The 16,728-nt window shown below is 71.6% G+C and carries 14 protein-coding genes and 1 pseudogene; 5 read left to right on the plus strand and 10 right to left on the minus strand.

Annotation, left to right across the window (positions count from 1 at the left end; all coding sequences use genetic code 11):
* Positions 1-39: 39 nt before the first annotated feature.
* The 5 genes from ACIQGV_RS05235 to ACIQGV_RS05255 all read right to left on the minus strand — a co-directional run bounded on the left by ACIQGV_RS05235 (position 40) and on the right by ACIQGV_RS05255 (position 5,537).
* A complete protein-coding gene (locus tag ACIQGV_RS05235) occupies positions 40-696 on the minus strand; it encodes a class F sortase (RefSeq protein ID WP_402490685.1) in 657 nt (218 codons plus the stop codon).
* A gap of 5 nt (positions 697-701) precedes the next feature.
* Positions 702-1,262, minus strand: coding sequence for a hypothetical protein (locus ACIQGV_RS05240; RefSeq protein ID WP_402490688.1), 561 nt, complete (start codon positions 1,260-1,262; stop codon positions 702-704).
* Positions 1,263-1,366: 104 nt separating this feature from the next.
* The gene (locus ACIQGV_RS05245; protein ID WP_402490691.1) at positions 1,367-2,146 is read right to left on the minus strand and encodes an HAD-IIA family hydrolase; all 780 of its coding nucleotides are present in this window, start codon (positions 2,144-2,146) and stop codon (positions 1,367-1,369) included.
* Positions 2,147-2,416: 270 nt separating this feature from the next.
* Positions 2,417-3,277, minus strand: a complete 861-nt coding sequence (locus ACIQGV_RS05250; RefSeq protein WP_402490694.1) for a hypothetical protein — start codon at positions 3,275-3,277, stop codon at positions 2,417-2,419.
* 973 nt (positions 3,278-4,250) lie between these two features.
* On the minus strand, positions 4,251-5,537 hold the full coding sequence (locus tag ACIQGV_RS05255; protein ID WP_402491051.1) for an ROK family protein: 1,287 nt from the start codon (positions 5,535-5,537) through the stop codon (positions 4,251-4,253).
* A 215-nt stretch (positions 5,538-5,752) separates the two neighbouring features.
* On the opposite strand from ACIQGV_RS05255, the gene ACIQGV_RS05260 reads away from it, so the two are divergent.
* The 3 genes from ACIQGV_RS05260 to ACIQGV_RS05270 all read left to right on the plus strand — a co-directional run bounded on the left by ACIQGV_RS05260 (position 5,753) and on the right by ACIQGV_RS05270 (position 8,367).
* Positions 5,753-6,856: a Gfo/Idh/MocA family oxidoreductase gene (locus tag ACIQGV_RS05260; protein WP_402490696.1), complete on the plus strand. Its 1,104-nt coding sequence runs from the start codon at positions 5,753-5,755 to the stop codon at positions 6,854-6,856.
* Between the two features lie 20 nt (positions 6,857-6,876).
* Complete coding sequence (locus tag ACIQGV_RS05265) at positions 6,877-7,362, plus strand: heme-degrading domain-containing protein (protein ID WP_402491053.1); 486 nt, start codon at positions 6,877-6,879, stop codon at positions 7,360-7,362.
* 150 nt (positions 7,363-7,512) lie between these two features.
* On the plus strand, positions 7,513-8,367 hold the full coding sequence (locus tag ACIQGV_RS05270) for a TIGR03620 family F420-dependent LLM class oxidoreductase (RefSeq protein ID WP_402490698.1): 855 nt from the start codon (positions 7,513-7,515) through the stop codon (positions 8,365-8,367).
* A gap of 113 nt (positions 8,368-8,480) precedes the next feature.
* Here ACIQGV_RS05270 and ACIQGV_RS05275 read toward each other — a convergent pair whose 3' ends face one another.
* The 3 genes from ACIQGV_RS05275 to ACIQGV_RS05285 form a co-directional block, all read right to left on the minus strand.
* Positions 8,481-9,338, minus strand: coding sequence for a fumarylacetoacetate hydrolase family protein (locus tag ACIQGV_RS05275; RefSeq protein ID WP_402490701.1), 858 nt, complete (start codon positions 9,336-9,338; stop codon positions 8,481-8,483).
* 131 nt (positions 9,339-9,469) lie between these two features.
* Positions 9,470-10,165: a YidC/Oxa1 family membrane protein insertase gene (locus tag ACIQGV_RS05280; RefSeq protein WP_402490703.1), complete on the minus strand. Its 696-nt coding sequence runs from the start codon at positions 10,163-10,165 to the stop codon at positions 9,470-9,472.
* 84 nt (positions 10,166-10,249) lie between these two features.
* Positions 10,250-10,561: a DUF6412 domain-containing protein gene (locus ACIQGV_RS05285; protein WP_402490706.1), complete on the minus strand. Its 312-nt coding sequence runs from the start codon at positions 10,559-10,561 to the stop codon at positions 10,250-10,252.
* A gap of 295 nt (positions 10,562-10,856) precedes the next feature.
* On the opposite strand from ACIQGV_RS05285, the gene ACIQGV_RS05290 reads away from it, so the two are divergent.
* On the plus strand, positions 10,857-11,882 hold the full coding sequence (locus ACIQGV_RS05290; RefSeq protein WP_402490708.1) for an SEC-C metal-binding domain-containing protein: 1,026 nt from the start codon (positions 10,857-10,859) through the stop codon (positions 11,880-11,882).
* Positions 11,883-11,891: 9 nt separating this feature from the next.
* On the opposite strand, the gene ACIQGV_RS05295 is transcribed toward ACIQGV_RS05290, so the two are convergent.
* Positions 11,892-12,881, minus strand: a complete 990-nt coding sequence (locus ACIQGV_RS05295; protein WP_402490711.1) for a YDG/SRA domain-containing protein — start codon at positions 12,879-12,881, stop codon at positions 11,892-11,894.
* Between the two features lie 156 nt (positions 12,882-13,037).
* Here ACIQGV_RS05295 and ACIQGV_RS05300 point away from each other — a divergent pair.
* A pseudogene (locus tag ACIQGV_RS05300) lies at positions 13,038-15,916 on the plus strand (DUF3427 domain-containing protein).
* A 14-nt stretch (positions 15,917-15,930) separates the two neighbouring features.
* Here ACIQGV_RS05300 and ACIQGV_RS05305 read toward each other — a convergent pair.
* Positions 15,931-16,587 carry an ATP-binding protein gene (locus tag ACIQGV_RS05305; protein ID WP_402491055.1) on the minus strand — a complete coding sequence of 219 codons (657 nt, stop codon included), beginning with the start codon at positions 16,585-16,587 and terminating at the stop codon, positions 15,931-15,933.
* Positions 16,588-16,728: the final 141 nt, after the last annotated feature.

Below are 16,728 nucleotides of genomic sequence, written 5' to 3' on the forward strand. Positions count from 1 at the left end.
CTGCCCGGCGCCCCGGGGAACCGGGGCGCCGGACGTCCCCTATACCCCGCTGTCGGTGAGATAGGCGGAGACGATCACGTTGGCGGTGTAGCTGCGGCTGGCGCGGTCGAACGTGCCGCCGCAGGTGATCAGCCGCAGTTCGGCACGGCCGGCCTGGCGGGGGCCGTATGCCTGGCGGGCGTCGAACCGGTCGCGGGCGACGACGTCGATGTCGTCGACGGTGAACTCGGCGACCGTGCCGTCGTCCCGCGTCACCCGGACCGTCTCGCCCGGCACCAGCGCGCTGACCTTGTAGAACACGGCCGGCCTGGTCTCGGTGTCGACATGGCCGACGAGCACCGCGGTGCCGGGTGCCCCGGGTGCGGCGCCGGCGGCGTACCAGCCGACGACACCTGGCTGGTCGAGCGGCGGCGGCTCGACGGCGCCCTCCCCGTCGAGGCCGCGCGGGACGACCGGGGCCTGGATGCCGAGGTGGGGGATGTCGATGCGCTGCGGAAGGGCGTCGGCGAGGGGCTTCACGGCGGGCGGCAGCCGGTCCCCGGGGGGCCGGCCGACCGCGGCCATGTCGCCGGTGGCGGGAGCCGCGGTCCCGCCGGTGACCCCCTGGCCCCACAGCCACAGGCCGACCAGCAGGACCGCCCAGGCCATGCCGACGAGCAGTCGGCCGCCGCCGGAGGTGTGTTCGTGACCGGACATGGCGGTCACTTCCCCGCGCGGCTCCGCCGGACCCGGGAAGTCCTGGCGGACCGTGCGAAGCCGAGGGCCCGGGGGAGCAGGAGGACGGCCGCGCCGGCGGCGCCGGCCAGGAGCAGGCCGGTGACCGTCTGCGCGGTGCCCGGGCCGGTGCTCCGGCTGTCGGCGGAGGCGAGCCGGTCGGCCGCGCCGCCGCCGCCCGCGCGTACGGGCGCGATCGGCGTGGCCGGGGCGGAGGAGTGCGCGGAGACGGTGATCGAGCCCTTGCCGCGCCGGTCCCCGCAGGTGATCGTCATGTCGTAGGAGCCGGGTTCGGCGTCCGAGCGGATCCGGGTCTCGCCGGCGAGGCTGCCCTCCGAGCCGGTGAGGCGGGCGTCCGAGACGAACGCGGGAGAGGCGGCGGTGGCGGTGCGGCCGGAGCAGCCGGTGACCTTCAGGGCCACCTCGGCACCGGGTGCGGGTTTCTGGGGCCGGATCGAGACGCCCGGATCGGCCGCGTGGGCGGCGGGGACGGTGAGGGCGGTGACGGCGAGGACCGCTGTGCAGAGAGTGACTTTCAGGGAACCCATCGTGAACCTCCAGTCATCTGGAGATTCCCCCGCGGGACCGGACCCCGCATCCTCTGGCGGGGTCCGGTTGCTCCGAACGGGTCACTTTTCGCCGGTGGGGCGTTTCAGATCCGGTCGACGAGATCCGCGATCGAGTCGACGATCCGGGACGGGCGATAGGGGAAGTTCTCGACCTGGTCGGGCCGGGTCAGTCCGGTGAGCACGAGGAAGGTCTGCATCCCGGCCTCCATGCCGGCGAGCACGTCGGTGTCCATGCGGTCGCCGATCATGGCGCTGGTCTCGGAGTGGGCACCGATGGCGTTCAGACCGGTCCGCATCATCAGGGGGTTCGGCTTGCCCGCGAAGTACGGCTGCTTGCCGGTCGCCTTGGTGATCAGCGCGGCCACGGCACCGGTCGCCGGGAGCGGGCCCTCGGTGGAGGGGCCGGTCTCGTCGGGGTTGGTGCAGATGAAGCGGGCGCCGGCGTTGATCAGCCGGACCGCCTTGGTCATGGCCTCGAAGGAATAGGTGCGGGTCTCGCCGAGGACGACGTAGTCGGGGTCGTGGTCGGTGAGGACGTACCCGATGTCGTGCAGGGCGGTGGTCAGTCCCGCCTCGCCGATGACGTAGGCGGTGCCGCCGGGGCGCTGGTCGTCGAGGAACTTGGCCGTGGCGAGGGCTGAGGTCCAGATGTTCTCCACCGGCACGTCCAGGCCCATGCGGCTGAGGCGGGCGTGCAGGTCGCGCGGGGTGTAGATGGAGTTGTTGGTCAGCACCAGGAAGGGCTTCCCGGACTCGCGCAGTTTCTTCAGGAAGCCGTCGGCGCCGGGGATCGGGACACCCTCGTGGATCAGGACGCCGTCCATGTCGGTGAGCCACGACTCGACGGGCTTGCGGTCTGCCATGTGTTTCGGTCTCCTGGCGTTGCGTGCGGGCATTGCTGGGGGCGCCGGAACCACGGCGTACCGACGCCCCCCAGCGTAGTCAGGAGCCGGTGATCCGTACCCCGCCGATCACCAGGAAACAGGTCCCGCCGCCTGTGCGGTGCTCGCCGGCGGCGGGGTGCGGGAGCCTCCGGGGCGCCCGGCTCGTGCGCAGGGGCGGGCAGGTGCGGGGCGCGCCGGCGTCGCCCGGCGGAGGGTGCGGGAGGAGGCCCTCCGGATCCGGGGGCTCCCTCAGCCGCGACGCTTTCTCCGGCCCAGCACGGCGGCGCCGGCGGCCGGCAGCAGGACGGCCGCGGCGGCGAGGGCGGCGGGCGGGACGGCGAGTCCGGTGCGGGCGAGTTCGCCGACGGAGGGGAAGCGGTCCGGGCGGGGGCTCGCGGAGGCGTCGCCGGGGCCGGGCGTCTCGCCGGGGGCGGCGGTGCCGGACGGGGCCGCCGTGCGGACCGGGTCCGCCGGGTCCCCGGTCCCCTCGGGGTCCGCCGGATCGACCGGATCGACCGGATCGACCGGATCGACCGGACCGGCCGGATCGGCTCCGACGGTGAAGCGGTAGTCGTTCGAGCGGCCGACCCAGTCCCCGTCGTCGCCCCGGCGCTGCACGACGGCCGCGGTGGCGGTGACCTCGTTCTCCGCGGCGTCCGGGGCCAGCGTCAGACGCACCTTCACCGAGAGCGTCTTGCCCGGACCCACGCTGAACCCGGGAAAGCGCGCGGCATCGTCGGCGAAGGCACCGACCAGCTCGTCCTCGTCCGTGACCTCGAAGCGGACCGGGTGCGGCCGGCCGTCGGCGTAGAACTCCAGCCGCGGCTGGCCGGGGCGCAGGACACGCCCGGCGTCGGCCAGCACGACGACGGGGTGGATGCCGGTGCAGGTGCGGTCGGTCCTGTTGGTCAGATCGAGGTACCAGACGCCCGGGCCGCCGCCCGCCACATAGGTCCCGGGGCCGCCGTGGATCCGGGTGGCCAGCGGGAACCCCTGCCCGCCGGGCGCCGCACAGGCGGGGCCGGCCGGCTCGGCGTGGGCGGCTGCCGGGTGGCCGAGCAGGCCGGTGGCCGCGGTGAGGCACAGGGCGGCGGGCGTTGACAGTCGCATGAACACATGAGCATCACGGCCGGGGCGCGGTCCGGGGACGCCGCACCGCGGAACCGCACAAGTGCGCCCGGTCGGCGCAAGGAAAGCGGCACCCGGACACCCGGACGGCGGAGCGAAGGAAGCGCCGACGCGCAGGGGTCGGCACTTCGGACGCCCGGACAGCCGGGACGCGGGGGGGGCGCCGACCGGCAGGAACACCGCACCCGGACACCCCGGCAGCGGCACGCAGGGGGCGCCCAGGGCCCGGACAGCCTGGACGCGGGGGGCGCCGACGTGCAGGGGCCGACACCTCGGACGCCCGGACAGCCGGGCAGCCGGGACGCGGGGGGCGCGGGGGGGCGCCGGGACGTCGACCGGCAGGAACACGACACCCGGACGCCCGGCAGCGGCACGCAGGGGGCGGCGCCCGGAAGCGCGGACGGCCGAGCAGCGGGCGCCGACGCGCAGGGGGCGGCACTTCGGACGCCCGGGACGCGGGGGGGGCGCCGGGGCGCCGACCGGCAGGAACACGACACCCGGACACCCGGCAGCGGCACGCAAGGGACGGCGCCCGGAAGCGCGGACGGCCGAGCAGCGGGCGCCGACGCGCAGGGGGCGACACCTCGGACGCCCGGGACGCGGGGGCGCGGGGGCGCCGACCGGCAGGAACACGACACCCGGACACCCGGCAGCGGCACGCAAGGGGCGGCGCCCGGAAGCGCGGACGGCCGAGCAGCGGGCGCCGACGCGCAGGGGGCGGCACTTCGGACGCCCGGGACGCGGGGGGCGCCGGGGCGCCGACCGGCAGGAACACGACACCCGGACGCCCGGCAGCGGCACGCAGGGGGCGGCGCCCGGAAGCGCGGACGGCCGAGCAGCGGGCGCCGACGCGCAGGGACGCCGTACCCGGTACGCCCGCACGACCGGACCGGAGCGCGCCGGCGCGCAGGGGAGCGGCTCCCAGGGCCGAGCCGGCGGAGCGGAGGGGCGGCGTTCAGACGCCCGGGCGGCCGAACAGGGGGGCGAGGAGGAGCTGGGCCGCGCCCTCCGCGACCGCGCGGGCGCCGCCGGGGGCTATGCGGACCGGGACGGGCGGGCCCTGGCCTCCGGCGCGGCGGGCGTGGGCGTCGAGGACGTCGCCGACACCTCGTACGAAGGTCTCCGGCGCGGCGGCGACCGTGCGGCCGCCGAGGAGCACGAGGTCGATGTCCAGCAGGCCGACCAGGTTGGCGGCACCGGCGCCCAGCACCCGGGCCGCCTCGGCGGTCTCGCCGCGGACGACGGCCGCGAGGCACAGCACCTCGACGCAGCCGCGGTTGCCGCAGGGGCAGGGCGGGCCGTCGAGGGCGATGACCTGGTGCCCGAACTCCCCCGCGCCGGTGCGTGCGCCCCGGTGCACGGCCCCGCCGATCACCAGTCCGGCGCCGAGTCCCGTACCGAGGTGCAGATACACGAAGGACCCGCCCTCGCCGGCCGCGGCGAGCCCGAGCGCGGCGGCGTTGGTGTCCTTGTCGACGACCACCGGCACGCCGAGCCGCTCCGCGAGCGCGTCCCTCAGCGGGAACCCGTCCCACTCCGGGAACCCGGTGACACGGTGCAGCACCCCGCGGGTGTGGTCGAGGGGCCCGGGCAGGGCGATCCCGAGCCCGAGGAGGGTGGACCGTCCCGTCCCGGACGGCACCGGCGTCCCGGAGGACGCCCCGGCCCCGGACGGCGTCCCGGCGTCCGGCACCGCCGGATCCGGTGCGGCCTCACCCGGCGGCTCGGCCGCCTCCCGCCCCGTGGTGTCCGGCGCCGTCGCGCCCCGTGTCCCCGGGCCTGTCACGGCGCCCCGCGCGGCCGCCCCGCGGGCCCCGGCGTCCGGCTCCGCCGCGCCCCGTGTCCTCGGGCCCCGCGTCTGCGCGCCCAGCTCCGTCGCCGCCCGCGCGACGGCGCCCAGCACCGCTTCCGCCCCGGCGCCCAGGTCCACCGGGGTGCGCCGCTCGGCGACCACCGTGCCCGCGAGGTCGACCAGGACCGCGCGCAGTTCGTCGCGGTCGAGGTGGACGCCGACGGCGTGACCGGCGGCGGGGACCAGGCGCAGGACGGTGCGGGGCTTGCCTCCGGTGGAGGCCCGGCGCCCCGCCTCCTCGGCCAGCCCGTCCCCGCGCAGCCGGGCCGTGATCTTGCTGACGGCCTGCGGGGTCAGCCCCGTCCGCTCGGCCAGCTCCAGCCGGCTGATCCCGTCCGCCCCGGCGGCCCGCAGCAGCCCGAGGACGACGGCACTGTTGTGACTCCGCAGGGCGGGGAGATTGACCCCGGCGCTCCCGGGGTCGACGACACCACCCCGTCCGACGCCGCCCCGTCCGACGCCGCCCCTGTCGGCACCGCTCCGGTCGGCACCACTCCGACCGGCCGCCGTCCCGGAACCGTCCACCCCGTGCGTCTCCACCCTGTCCACGCCCCCATTCTCCCTCACGCTTGCACTTTGGCAACAGTGTTGCGAAAGTGGGGAGCATGACTGCCAGCACTCCTCCCCCCGGCACCCCCGCCGGCCGCCCCCTGCGGGTGGGCCTCGTCGGATACGGCCTGGCCGGGTCCGTCTTCCACGCCCCCCTGATCGCCACGACCGACGGACTCGTCCTCGACACGGTCGTCACCTCCCACCCCGAGCGGCAGGAGCAGGCCCGGGCCGCGTACCCGGACGTACGGATCGTCGCGAGCGCGGACGACCTCCTCGGCCGGGCCGGCGAACTCGACCTCGTCGTCATCGCCTCCCCCAACAAGACGCACGTCCCGCTGGCGAAGGCCGCCCTCGCCGCGGGCCTCCCGGTCGTCGTGGACAAGCCGATCGCCGGCACCGCCGCCGAGGCGCGCGAACTGGCCGCCCTCGCCGAGAAGAGCGGCCTGCTCCTCTCGGTCTTCCAGAACCGCCGCTGGGACAACGACTTCCTCACCCTGCGCCGCCTCATGGACGAGGGCGAGCTGGGCGACGTCTGGCGCTTCGAGTCCCGCTTCGAGCGCTGGCGCCCGCAGCTCAAGGGCGGCTGGCGCGAGTCCGGCGACCCGGCGGAGATCGGCGGCCTGCTCTACGACCTCGGCAGTCACCTCGTCGACCAGGCGCTGGTCCTCTTCGGCCCGGCCGCCTCGGTGTACGCCGAGACGGACACCCGGCGCGACGGCGCGCAGACGGACGACGACACCTTCATCGCGATCACCCACGTGAACGGCGTCCGCTCCCACCTGTACGTCTCCGCGACCACCGCCCAGCTCGGCCCGCGCTACCGCGTGCTCGGCTCGCGGGCCGGCTACGTCAAGTACGGCCTGGACCCGCAGGAGGCGGCCCTGCGCGACGGCGCCCGGCCCGGCGACGGCTCCGACTGGGGCACCGAGCCCGAGCCGCTGTGGGGCACCCTGGGCTCCGGCGAGTCCCCGGCGACCGGCGGCGGCCGCCCCGTGCGGACGCTCCCCGGCGACTACCCCGCGTACTACGCCGCCGTCGCCGCCGCCGTGCGCGACGGCGCCCCGAACCCGGTGACCGCGCTGGAGGCGGCCGCCGCGCTCGACGTCCTGGAAGCGGCCCGCCGTTCGGCCCGGGACGCAGTGGTGGTGTCCCTGTGAGCAGCACGCACAAGACGGCGATGACGCCGAAGATCGCGCCCGAGCTGACGCCGGGCGTGGAGGAACTGGAGGCGCAGGAAAGGCGCCTGGTCTTCCGGGAGTTCACCGCCGACGACGCCTGGCGGCTCGGCTCGCTCCTGGTGGAGCTGGCCCGCGAGCGCCAGGCCCCGGTCGCGATCGACATCCACCGCGCCGGCCAGCAGCTCTTCCACGCCGCGCTGCCGGGCGCCACGCCCGACAACGACGCCTGGATCGCCCGCAAGCGCCGGGTCGTCGAGCGCTACCACGCCTCCTCCTACCTGGTCGGCGCCCGCTTCCGCGCCAAGGGCACCTCCTTCGAGGACTCCTCCCGCCTGGACGCCGACCTGTACGCGGCCCACGGCGGCTCGTTCCCGATCAGCGTCGAGGGCGTCGGCGTCATCGGCGCGGTGACGGTGTCCGGGCTGCCGCAGCTCCAGGACCACCGGTTCGTGGTGGAGGCACTGGAGGAGTTCCTGAAGGTCTGAGACCTCCGGAAGTCCGCCGCGGGGCGGAACCCTCCGGGGCCGGGGAGCAGTTGGAACCTGCTGCACTGGTTGCCGTACGCGCACCGGACGTACGCGCGGCCGCGGCACGCACCCACCCGCACGCACCCCACCCCGGAGGGACCGCACCCGATGAAGCAGAACGTTGGACGGTACGGCATCTGGAGCATCGGCCTGCGCTCCGACGATCCCGGCCGCCGCTCCGAACTGACCGAGGCGGCCGCCGAGCTGGAGCAGCTCGGCTACGGCGCCCTGTGGCTGGGCAGCAACAGCACCGCCCGCCACGCCGCACCCCTGCTGGAGGCGACGACCCGGATCGCGGTCGGCACCAGCATCCAGAACATCTGGCAGTACGAGGCCGCCGTCTCCGCCGACGCGTTCGCCCGGGTCGACGCGGTCCACCCGGGCCGGTTCGTGCTGGGCCTCGGCGTCGGCCACGGCAGGACGCCGCAGCAGTTCCGCGGCCCGGTCTCCGCCCTGGCCGCCTACCTCGACGCCCTGGACGCCGCGGGCGTGCCCGCCGGCCGCCGGGTCGTCGCGGCCATCGGCCCCCGCTCGCTGCGGCTGGTCCGCGAACGCGCCGCCGGCACGGTCCCCTACCTCGTCACTCCCGACCACACGGCCGCCGCCCGCGAGATCCTCGGCGACGCACCGCTGCTCGCGCCCGAGCTGAAGGTCGTCCCGGAGGCGGACGCCGGCCGCGCCCGTGCCCTGGCCCGCGCCTTCCTCGCCCCGTACCTCACCCTCCCCAACTACACGTCCAACTTCCTGCGGCACGGCTTCACCGAGGACGACCTGCGCGGCGGGGGCAGCGACCGCCTGGTCGACGCGGTGTTCGCGTGGGGCACGGACGACGCGATCCGCGACCGGATCGAGTCGTTCCACCGGGCGGGCGCCGACCACGTGGCGCTCCAGGTGGTGGACGGCCGACCGAGGGACGCCCTGCCGAGGGGCACCTGGAAGAGGCTCGCGGATCTGCTGGCCTGAAGGAACGCCCCCGGGAGACGTCCTCGGGGGCGCGGGGAACTGCGCGACCAGTCACGACGTACGGCACGCCGACGGCCGGCCGCAGTCCCCTGCTCCTCGGGCACCTTCCCCGCTCAGGCGTCCTTCAGCTCCTGCCGCTGCCGTCCGAGCCCCGGGATCTCCAGCTCGACCACGTCCCCGACCCGCAGATACGGCCTGGGCTCGGGCCGCCCCATCGCCACCCCCGCGGGCGTCCCCGTGTTGATGACGTCCCCGGGGTACAGCGTCATGAACTGGCTGACGTACCGCACGACCTCCCCGACGGGGAAGATCTGCTCCGCGGTCGTGCCGTCCTGCTTCAGCTCACCGTTCACCCACAGCCGCAGCCGCAGATCCTGCGGGTCGGCCACCTCGTCGGCGGTCACCAGCCACGGGCCCAGGGGGTTGAACGTCTCGCAGTTCTTCCCCTTGTCCCAGGTGCCGCCCCGCTCGATCTGGAACTCCCGCTCGGAGACGTCGTGCGCGACGGCGTACCCCGCGACATGCGCGAGCCCCTCCTCGGCGGAGTCCAGGTAGCGGGCCGTACGGCCGACGACGACCGCGAGCTCGACCTCCCAGTCGGTGCTGACCGACCTCCGCGGCACGAGCACGGTGTCGTTCGGGCCGACGACCGTGTCCGGCGCCTTGAGGAAGACGACCGGCTCGGTGGGCGGCTCGGCCCCCGTCTCACGGGCGTGGTCGTGGTAGTTCAGCCCGATGCACACGATCTTGCCGATCCGCCCCAGCGGCGGCCCGATCCGCAGCCCCGTCGCGTCCAGCACGGGCAGCTCACCGGCAGCGGCGGCGGCACGGACCCGGTCCAGCGCGGCCTCGTCGGCGAGCAGCGTCCCGTCGATGTCCGGGACGAGGCCGGACAGGTCCCGCAGGGTGCCCCCGGCGTCGAGCAGGGCGGGTCGCTCCGCTCCGGCCGTACCGACACGCAGCAGCTTCATGGTCACCGTCTCCCTCGATCACGTACGCCCAGCCGATGGGTGCGGCCATCCGAGGACCGGTCGATCCTCCAAGCTGTACGTCCACTCCGCAAGACCCCGTTCACGTACTGGACCGGCTGCCGGCGGAGGCCCTACGGATACAGCAGGGCCCGTTCCACCGCGCTCCAGGCCGTGCTGGTCACGATGTACAGCGCCGCCGCGAGAGGAACGACGGCGACGGTGACCAGCGTGAAGAAGGACAGGAACGGCATGACCCGGGCGACGGCCCCGGCCCCCGGCGCGTCCAGCGGCGCGCTGTCGGCGAGGGAGACCTTGGACCTGCGGTAGTTGAAGACGGCGATGCCCGTGACCAGCGCGAACAGCGCCATGTACACCAGGCCCGCCCCGCCGAGCACCCCGCCGGCGCCCAGCGCGTCGAACCAGCGGTCGCCGAGGGGCGCGGACAGCAGCCGGTGCGAGAGCAGCGCGTTGGGCTCGCCGCCGATGTCCGAGCTGGAGAACAGGTGGTAGAGCAGGAAGAACGCGGGCGCCTGGAGCAGGCTCGGCAGACAGCCCGACAGCGGCGACACCTTCTCCTTCGCGTGCAGGTCCAGCACCGCCCGCTGGAGCTTCTCGGGGTTCTTCGCGTGCTTCCTGCGCAGCTCGGCGATCCTCGGCTGGAGCGCGGCCCGCGCCCGCGCGCCGCGTGCCGAGGCCCGGGACAGGGGGTGGACGAGGAGTCGTACGAGAGCGGTGAACAGGACGATCGCGGCCGCCGCCGCGGAGGCGTGGAACACGGGCTGGAGCAGGTCGGCGAGCTGCTCGACCAGGCTGGCGAAAACGGACATGGGTGAGCCCTCCGGGGGTCTCGTCGTGCGCCGGTTGAAGAGGTGGAGACATGGCGGCATGACGACCCACGCGGGTCAGGTGTCTCAGGAGTGCTGTGCGAGGGCCGCCGGGAGGGCGTGTCCGGGCGCCCTCGGGCGGCGGCGGCCCCGGGCGTCGGGGTCGCGCTGCGGCAGGAACGCCGTACGGCGGTCACGGTCACGGATCGCCGTACGCACGCGGGTGGGCGGCACGGACGGGGCGCACCGCGCCACGATCACCGCGGACACGGCGAGCGCGGCCCCTGCGGCCGCGGTGGCGGCGAGCGCGACGGTGGCGTAGAGACCGCCCGAGTCGAGGAGGACGGCACCGAGGGCGAACAGCAGGAGCAGCAGCACGTCGGCGTGACGACGGATCACCGGCTGCCCCCTCTCCCGGCCCCACGGGCCTCCACGGGCCTCCACGGCCCTTCGGCCTTCCGGTCCTACGATCTTTGATCGTACGTCACCGGCCCGCGTCGGTGTACGGGGACCGAGGCCGGTCCTCGCCGCACGACGAGGCGGTACGCCGGGCGCGGTGCCGCAACGACGGGCACCCGCGGGGACGCCTCCCGGGCGGGGCCGCCCGCACGGCGAGGGCGGCGGGCGAAGGCGGCCTGAACCGTGCGCGGGCGATGGCTCACCTTTGTCGGCGCCCGGCAGTACGGTGTGGACCATGCGCCCCGACACGCCTGCCGAGAACGTCGACCACTCCGCCGAAGCGGCACGCCTGGAGCGAACCGCCGACCTGTATCCCGAGGACGCCGAGGCCCTGCTGCTGCGCGCCGCGGCCCATCTGGAACTGTCCGGCGACCGCCCCGCGGCGACCGCGCTCTACGACCGCCTGCTCGCCTCCGCCCCCGCGGACTCGCTGGACGACCCGGCCCTGGTCAGAGCCCTGAAGGCGTCGAACCTGTGGGAGTACGGCCATGAGGCGGAGGCCCGGGCGATCATCGAGGGCGTCCGCGCGGCCGCGCCGCGCGACCCGGCGCCCTGGGTGATCGTCGCGGAGGCCCTGGAGTCGCACGACGAACTGGAGTCGGCGGAGGAGACGTTCACGGCGGGCGCGCGTCTGCTCGTCGCGGACACGCAGGAGCCGGACCGGGCGACGCACCCCCTGCTCTTCGGCCGCCACCGCGTCCGCAGGATGCTGGGCCTCTCGCACGACGCCTGGGACGCCCTCGCGGACACCCTGCACGTGTCCCCGGTCTCCCTGGACGAGCTGCACGACCCGAAGCGGGTCTGGTCCCTGGGCTCGGACAACCCGGCGGAGCTGGCTGCCGAGATCACCCGCCTCCGCGCCGAACTGGGCACCTACCGCGAGGCGTTGTCCCGCCCCTTCCCCGTGGCGGTCCTGCACTGGCCGGCGGCGGAGCTGCACGAGCTCCTGGAGACGTACCCGCCCCTCGTCGCGGAGTACCCGTCCCACGAGGGACACCTCTCGACGATAGAGGAGGCCCTGCGCGAGCTGGCCGCCTCCGGCACGCCCAACCTCGGCATCGTCACCGGCACGGTCCCCTCCTACGAGGCGTTCGCCGCCTCGGAGGGCACGTCCCCCACCGACCCGGCCCTGCTCCCCCAGTACGCCACCACCCTCGCGGCCCGCGGCCGGGCAGAGGCATGGCCCCCGAGCCGGGGGACGGAGTGCTGGTGCGGGTCGGGCCGTGTCTATGGGGAGTGCCATGGGGTCGTGGGGGGCTGAGGCTGCGACTCAGCCCTGCCCCAGCCACCACTCCCGGTGGTAGTGCACGTAGTCCGGGTGAACTCGATGCCAGCCCTTGGTCCTGAGCTTCGGCAAGAGCGCTTCTCCGAACAGATCTGCACGCACGATGACGGACCAGTCCGTGTCGATGACGACTGCCCCGATGTCCAGCCGCACATGACAGTTGGGGCAGACGCAGAGAATGTTCTGCTCTACGTCCGGTCCGTTATGAGGCTTGCCCAGGGGCTTGATGTGCGCCCCTTGGCTGTGAGGCTCACCATCCGGGCCCAGCAGCCGTCGACCGCAGAGCTGGCATTCCCCGCCATAGAGCGTCTTGACTCGCCGTGCCGTAGCGACGCTGCGTATGAGGCGCTGAACGGCCGTAGTCCGCACCTCCGGGTACCTCTCCTCGCCCAGTTCCTGTGCGGACAGGTCTTCTAGCTCCTCAAGGGCCTTAGCGACGTGAGCTTCTACGGGCGTGTGTCCCTGCTGAGACTCTGGCATGCGTTCAAGGTCGAACTGGCAGATCTCGATGTCGCTGCCGTCGGGAGCCGGGGACTGGGAGATCGCCGTACGGATAGCCGTGATCCGGTAGAGGCCGTCGTAACGGTAGCCCTTGGGCGGTGAATAACGCTCGTCGCCCTCGTATCCACGAATCACGCGAATCGGGTAACTGCGTTCATAACTACGCTTTAGGGCATCGTTGTCGACATACGACCATGACTGACTGCACAGAAGTCGGCCGGTGTTGGGGTCGCGCTCCTTACCTATCGACGCTCCCGTGTACTGCATCCAGGTCCAGTGGTCGTCATCATCGACATAGCCACCGTTGAGGACGATCGCATCGGCGACCGGAAGGCCATCCTTCTCGTCCTTGAGCCACGAGATGCCCTTCTGGTTGGTCTGGTGGAGCATGGCACGCTTCACGTCCATGCGACTGTCGAAGCAGTCCCCCACGGCGACACCCTGAATACGACCGACAGTTCGTTCGATTCCCATGAGGGCATACTCGATCGAACTAGATCACCGATGTCAACTTGTATTTAACTATGGCCGGTTATCGACAAGAATCCTTCCATGACACCCAGGACGCCTCCGGGTTGGCGACCTCTGTTACACAGGGGGCAGCGTCCGAGTGAGCAGGGGGAAGCCGGCATGACCGAACAGGGAGAGCCACAACCGTTCGCAGGTCTCTACGAGCAGTTGATCACGTTGCGTTTTCAGCAGCAGCTGAAGGACCTAGCCAAGGACGATTGGCGCCCTCCGAGCGAAGCCGTAGGACAGGAGTCGGTACCTCACACCCTCGCTCGGCATGCGGCAGGCACGGTCCGTCGCGCCCTTCAAGCCCTTCCTAGCGAGGAACGCATCTATGCCGCGAACCACACCCTGGAGTCCATCAGCACCCTGGAAGGCAGCCCACAAGCGAAACGTGCCGATATGGGTGATCACTACGACCTACATCGGCGCCACCGAGCGGCGCGCTCTCGACCGATTGGTCGAGGAATTCAATGCCGAGGTCAAAGTCAACTACGAGACGCGGTCGACACGGCTCCATGCAAAAGAATGGCTCTTTCGCCGTAACAGCGGCTACGACACTGCATGCGTTGGAAGTTCCAACCTCTCCAAGGCGGCCCTTCTCGATGGCCTGGAGTGGAACGTTCGGCTGTCCTCCGTAACCACTCCCGATGTGCTGCGCAAGTTCGAGGCGACCTTCGATGCCTACTAGCGACCCTTCCTTCGAGACCTACAACCCCGCAACCGACAGCAACCGCCTTCAGGAGGCGCTCACCAGCGCCGCTACACGAGGCATCACTCTCTCTGATCTAGAGGTGCGGCCGTATCCACACCAGCGCGACATGCTGGAGAGACTGGAGGTCGAGAGAGGGGTACACGGCCGCCACCGAAACCTGCTCGTAGCGGCCACGGGCACGGGCAAGACGGTCATGGCAGCCCTGGACTACAAGCGTCTACGAAAGCAGTACGGCCGCGATCTGCGACTACTGTTCGTGGCTCACCGCAAGGAGATCTTGCAGCAGTCAATGCGGACGTACCAGGACGTGCTGATTGACCCGAACTTCGGCGAATCTTTCCACAGTGGCGACATCCCGGAGCGTTGGACCCATGTGTTCGCGAGCGTGCAGTCGCTGAACTCCAAGGCACTCGATCGCCTGTCCGCAGATCACTTCGACGTGATCGTGATCGATGAGTTCCATCACGGCACATCGCCCACCTACCGTAAAATCGTTGACCACTTCGCCCCCGTGGAACTTCTGGGCCTCACTGCCACGCCTGAACGCATGGACGGCAAGAACATCCAGGACGAGTTCTTCGACGGCCGAATCGCAGCAGAGATGCGTCTTTGGGAAGCCCTCGAAAATGATCTCCTCAGCCCGTTCCGCTACTTTGGGATCAGCGACAACACGGACCTGAGTACGGTCGCATGGAAGCGAGGGGCCTACGACCCAGGTGCCCTGAGCAACGCCCTAGCAGCCCATGAGGGGCGAGCCCGCCAGGTCGTGAAGTCCGTCCAGGAGAAGGTCGCCGAGCCCGGGAAGATGAGGGCCCTCGGATTCTGCGTGTCGGTTGCACATGCTCACTTCATGGCCGACGCCTTCCGCACGGTCGGCCTCAGCGCGGTTGCCCTGTCTGGTGAGACTTCTACCGAAGAGCGCAAGCAGGCACTGGCCGACCTGCGGTCCGGAGCGATCCAGGTGATCTTCTCTGTCGACCTCTTCAACGAAGGGCTCGACATCCCCGATGTAGACACGCTGCTCCTCCTCCGTCCCACGTCTAGCGCCACCGTCTTCCTCCAGCAGCTCGGCCGCGGGCTGCGCCGCACCGAGGACAAAGCCGTCCTTACCGTGCTCGACTTCATCGGACAACACCGCAAAGAGTTCCGCTTTGAGAACCAGTTCCGAGCCCTGACGAACCTGACCCGTAAACGGCTACTGGACAACATCGAGCGCGACTTCCCTCAGCTTCCCTCCGGCTGCCAGATCATCCTTGAGGCGAAAGCGAAGAGCGCGATCATCGCAAACATCAAGGAGCAGATCGGCATCAACGTCACGGCCCTCGCGCGCGAGGTCGCCTCATACGCCGAACCACAGCTCAGCCGGTACTTGGACGAGAGTGGTCGCGAGCTGAAGGAGCTCTACAGAGGCAATGGCAACTCCTGGACCGGGTTGCTCCGCCGCTCCGGACTACTCAAAGGCGAGGCACCCGACGGCGAAGCAGCCCTCCTCAAACGCGTGCCCTCGTTCCTCCATGTCGACGACCCGCAGCGAGTGGCCGCTTACACGCGCATGCTCGCAGACGATGCACCTACCTACGCCGATCTCGATGAGCTGGAGCAGGCGTATGCCCGCATGCTCTTCTTCCAGCTGTGGCCTCTCGGTGGAATAGTCCGCAAGGGGTTCGCCAGTTACGACGCCGGGTTCCAACTGCTTCACGCGCACAGTGCGGTACGCAGTGAACTGCGGCAGGTGCTGGCACACAATCTTGCGCACACCGAGCACGTACCGATCCCACTCTCAGGTTTGGGAAGCACAACCAACCTCCCGCTGACCGTGCACGCCTCGTACACCCGCGAGGAAATTTTGCCCGCCCTCGGCCAGTCGGCTATCGGCGGCTTCATGCCGGGAGACTTCCGTGAGGGAGTCAAATGGTGCGATGCCATCAAGACCGACGCCCTGTTGATCACCTTGGAGAAGGACGAGAAGGACTTCTCTCCCCAAACCCGCTACCACGACTATGCGCTGAGCGAGGTCCGGTTCCACTGGGAGTCTCAGAATCAAACCTCTGAGACATCACGCACTGGGCTGCGCTATCAGCATCATATGGAGCAAAGCAGTCATGTGCTCCTCTTCGTGCGGCGTTACAAGAACACGGACATCGGCGGGGCACAGCCATGGATGCTGCTTGGCCCCGCCGAGTACGAAGGGCACACCGGCAGCAAGCCGATGTCGGTCACGTGGCGGCTGAAGCACGAAATCCCGGCGGAGGTGTGGTCGTACTCGGCCATTGCGACCGGCTGATCGAACCGGGCCCATCATTCGGTTCGCCCGACCCCTCCGCCTCGCCCCCCAACAGCGCCTTCGAACCGCGTCTGCGCCAGATCCAGCACCTCGTCCCCGTCCCACCCGTGGGCACGGAGCCAGTGGAGGAAGTCCGTCACGGCGTCGATCACCGCCTCCTTGGCGAGGGTCGCGCCGAGTCGGCCCGGGGCGGAGGAGCAGTGGGGCCAGGCGTGCGTGTAGAGGCTGAGGACGGACTCGGCGCGGGTGACGCGCGGGTCGGGCAGGTGGCCGTCGGGGGCCGTGAGTCCCGTGGCCAGCTCGCACCAGGTGACCTTGAGGTCGCCCCGGAGTTGGACTCCCCAACGATCGGCGAGGGCCGCGACGAGGGCCATGCCGCGCCCGTGCTCCGCGTCGGGCGCGGGGTCGGTCAGGACAGGGAGGGCGCGTGTGTCGGGGTCGTGGACCTCGATGCGCAGACGAACGCCGCGCATCGAGACGACGAGCACGGCCGGTGTGCCCGGGCCGACGTGCGTGATGACGTTGGTGACCAGTTCGCTCACACAGAGCTGCGCCTCGTCCGCGATCGCGTCCAGCCCCCAGGTAATCAGGTGCAGTCGTAAGACGCGTCGCACCGCAGCCACCTCCTGGGGCTCGGCGCGAAAGTGCAGGTCCCAGGACTTCCGGGGCATACACGCGATGTAGTCCACGCTCACTCCTCCTTCAAAGGAATGGATTGCGCTCCGCATCCTTTCTCTCACAGAGAGTTGCATTGAGACTCTCAAAATGGAACTCTCATAGCGACTCAAGAGGAGCGCATCGAATCAGTACGC

This window comes from Streptomyces sp. NPDC093094 (assembly GCF_044754345.1).
GTDB lineage: Bacteria > Actinomycetota > Actinomycetes > Streptomycetales > Streptomycetaceae > Streptomyces.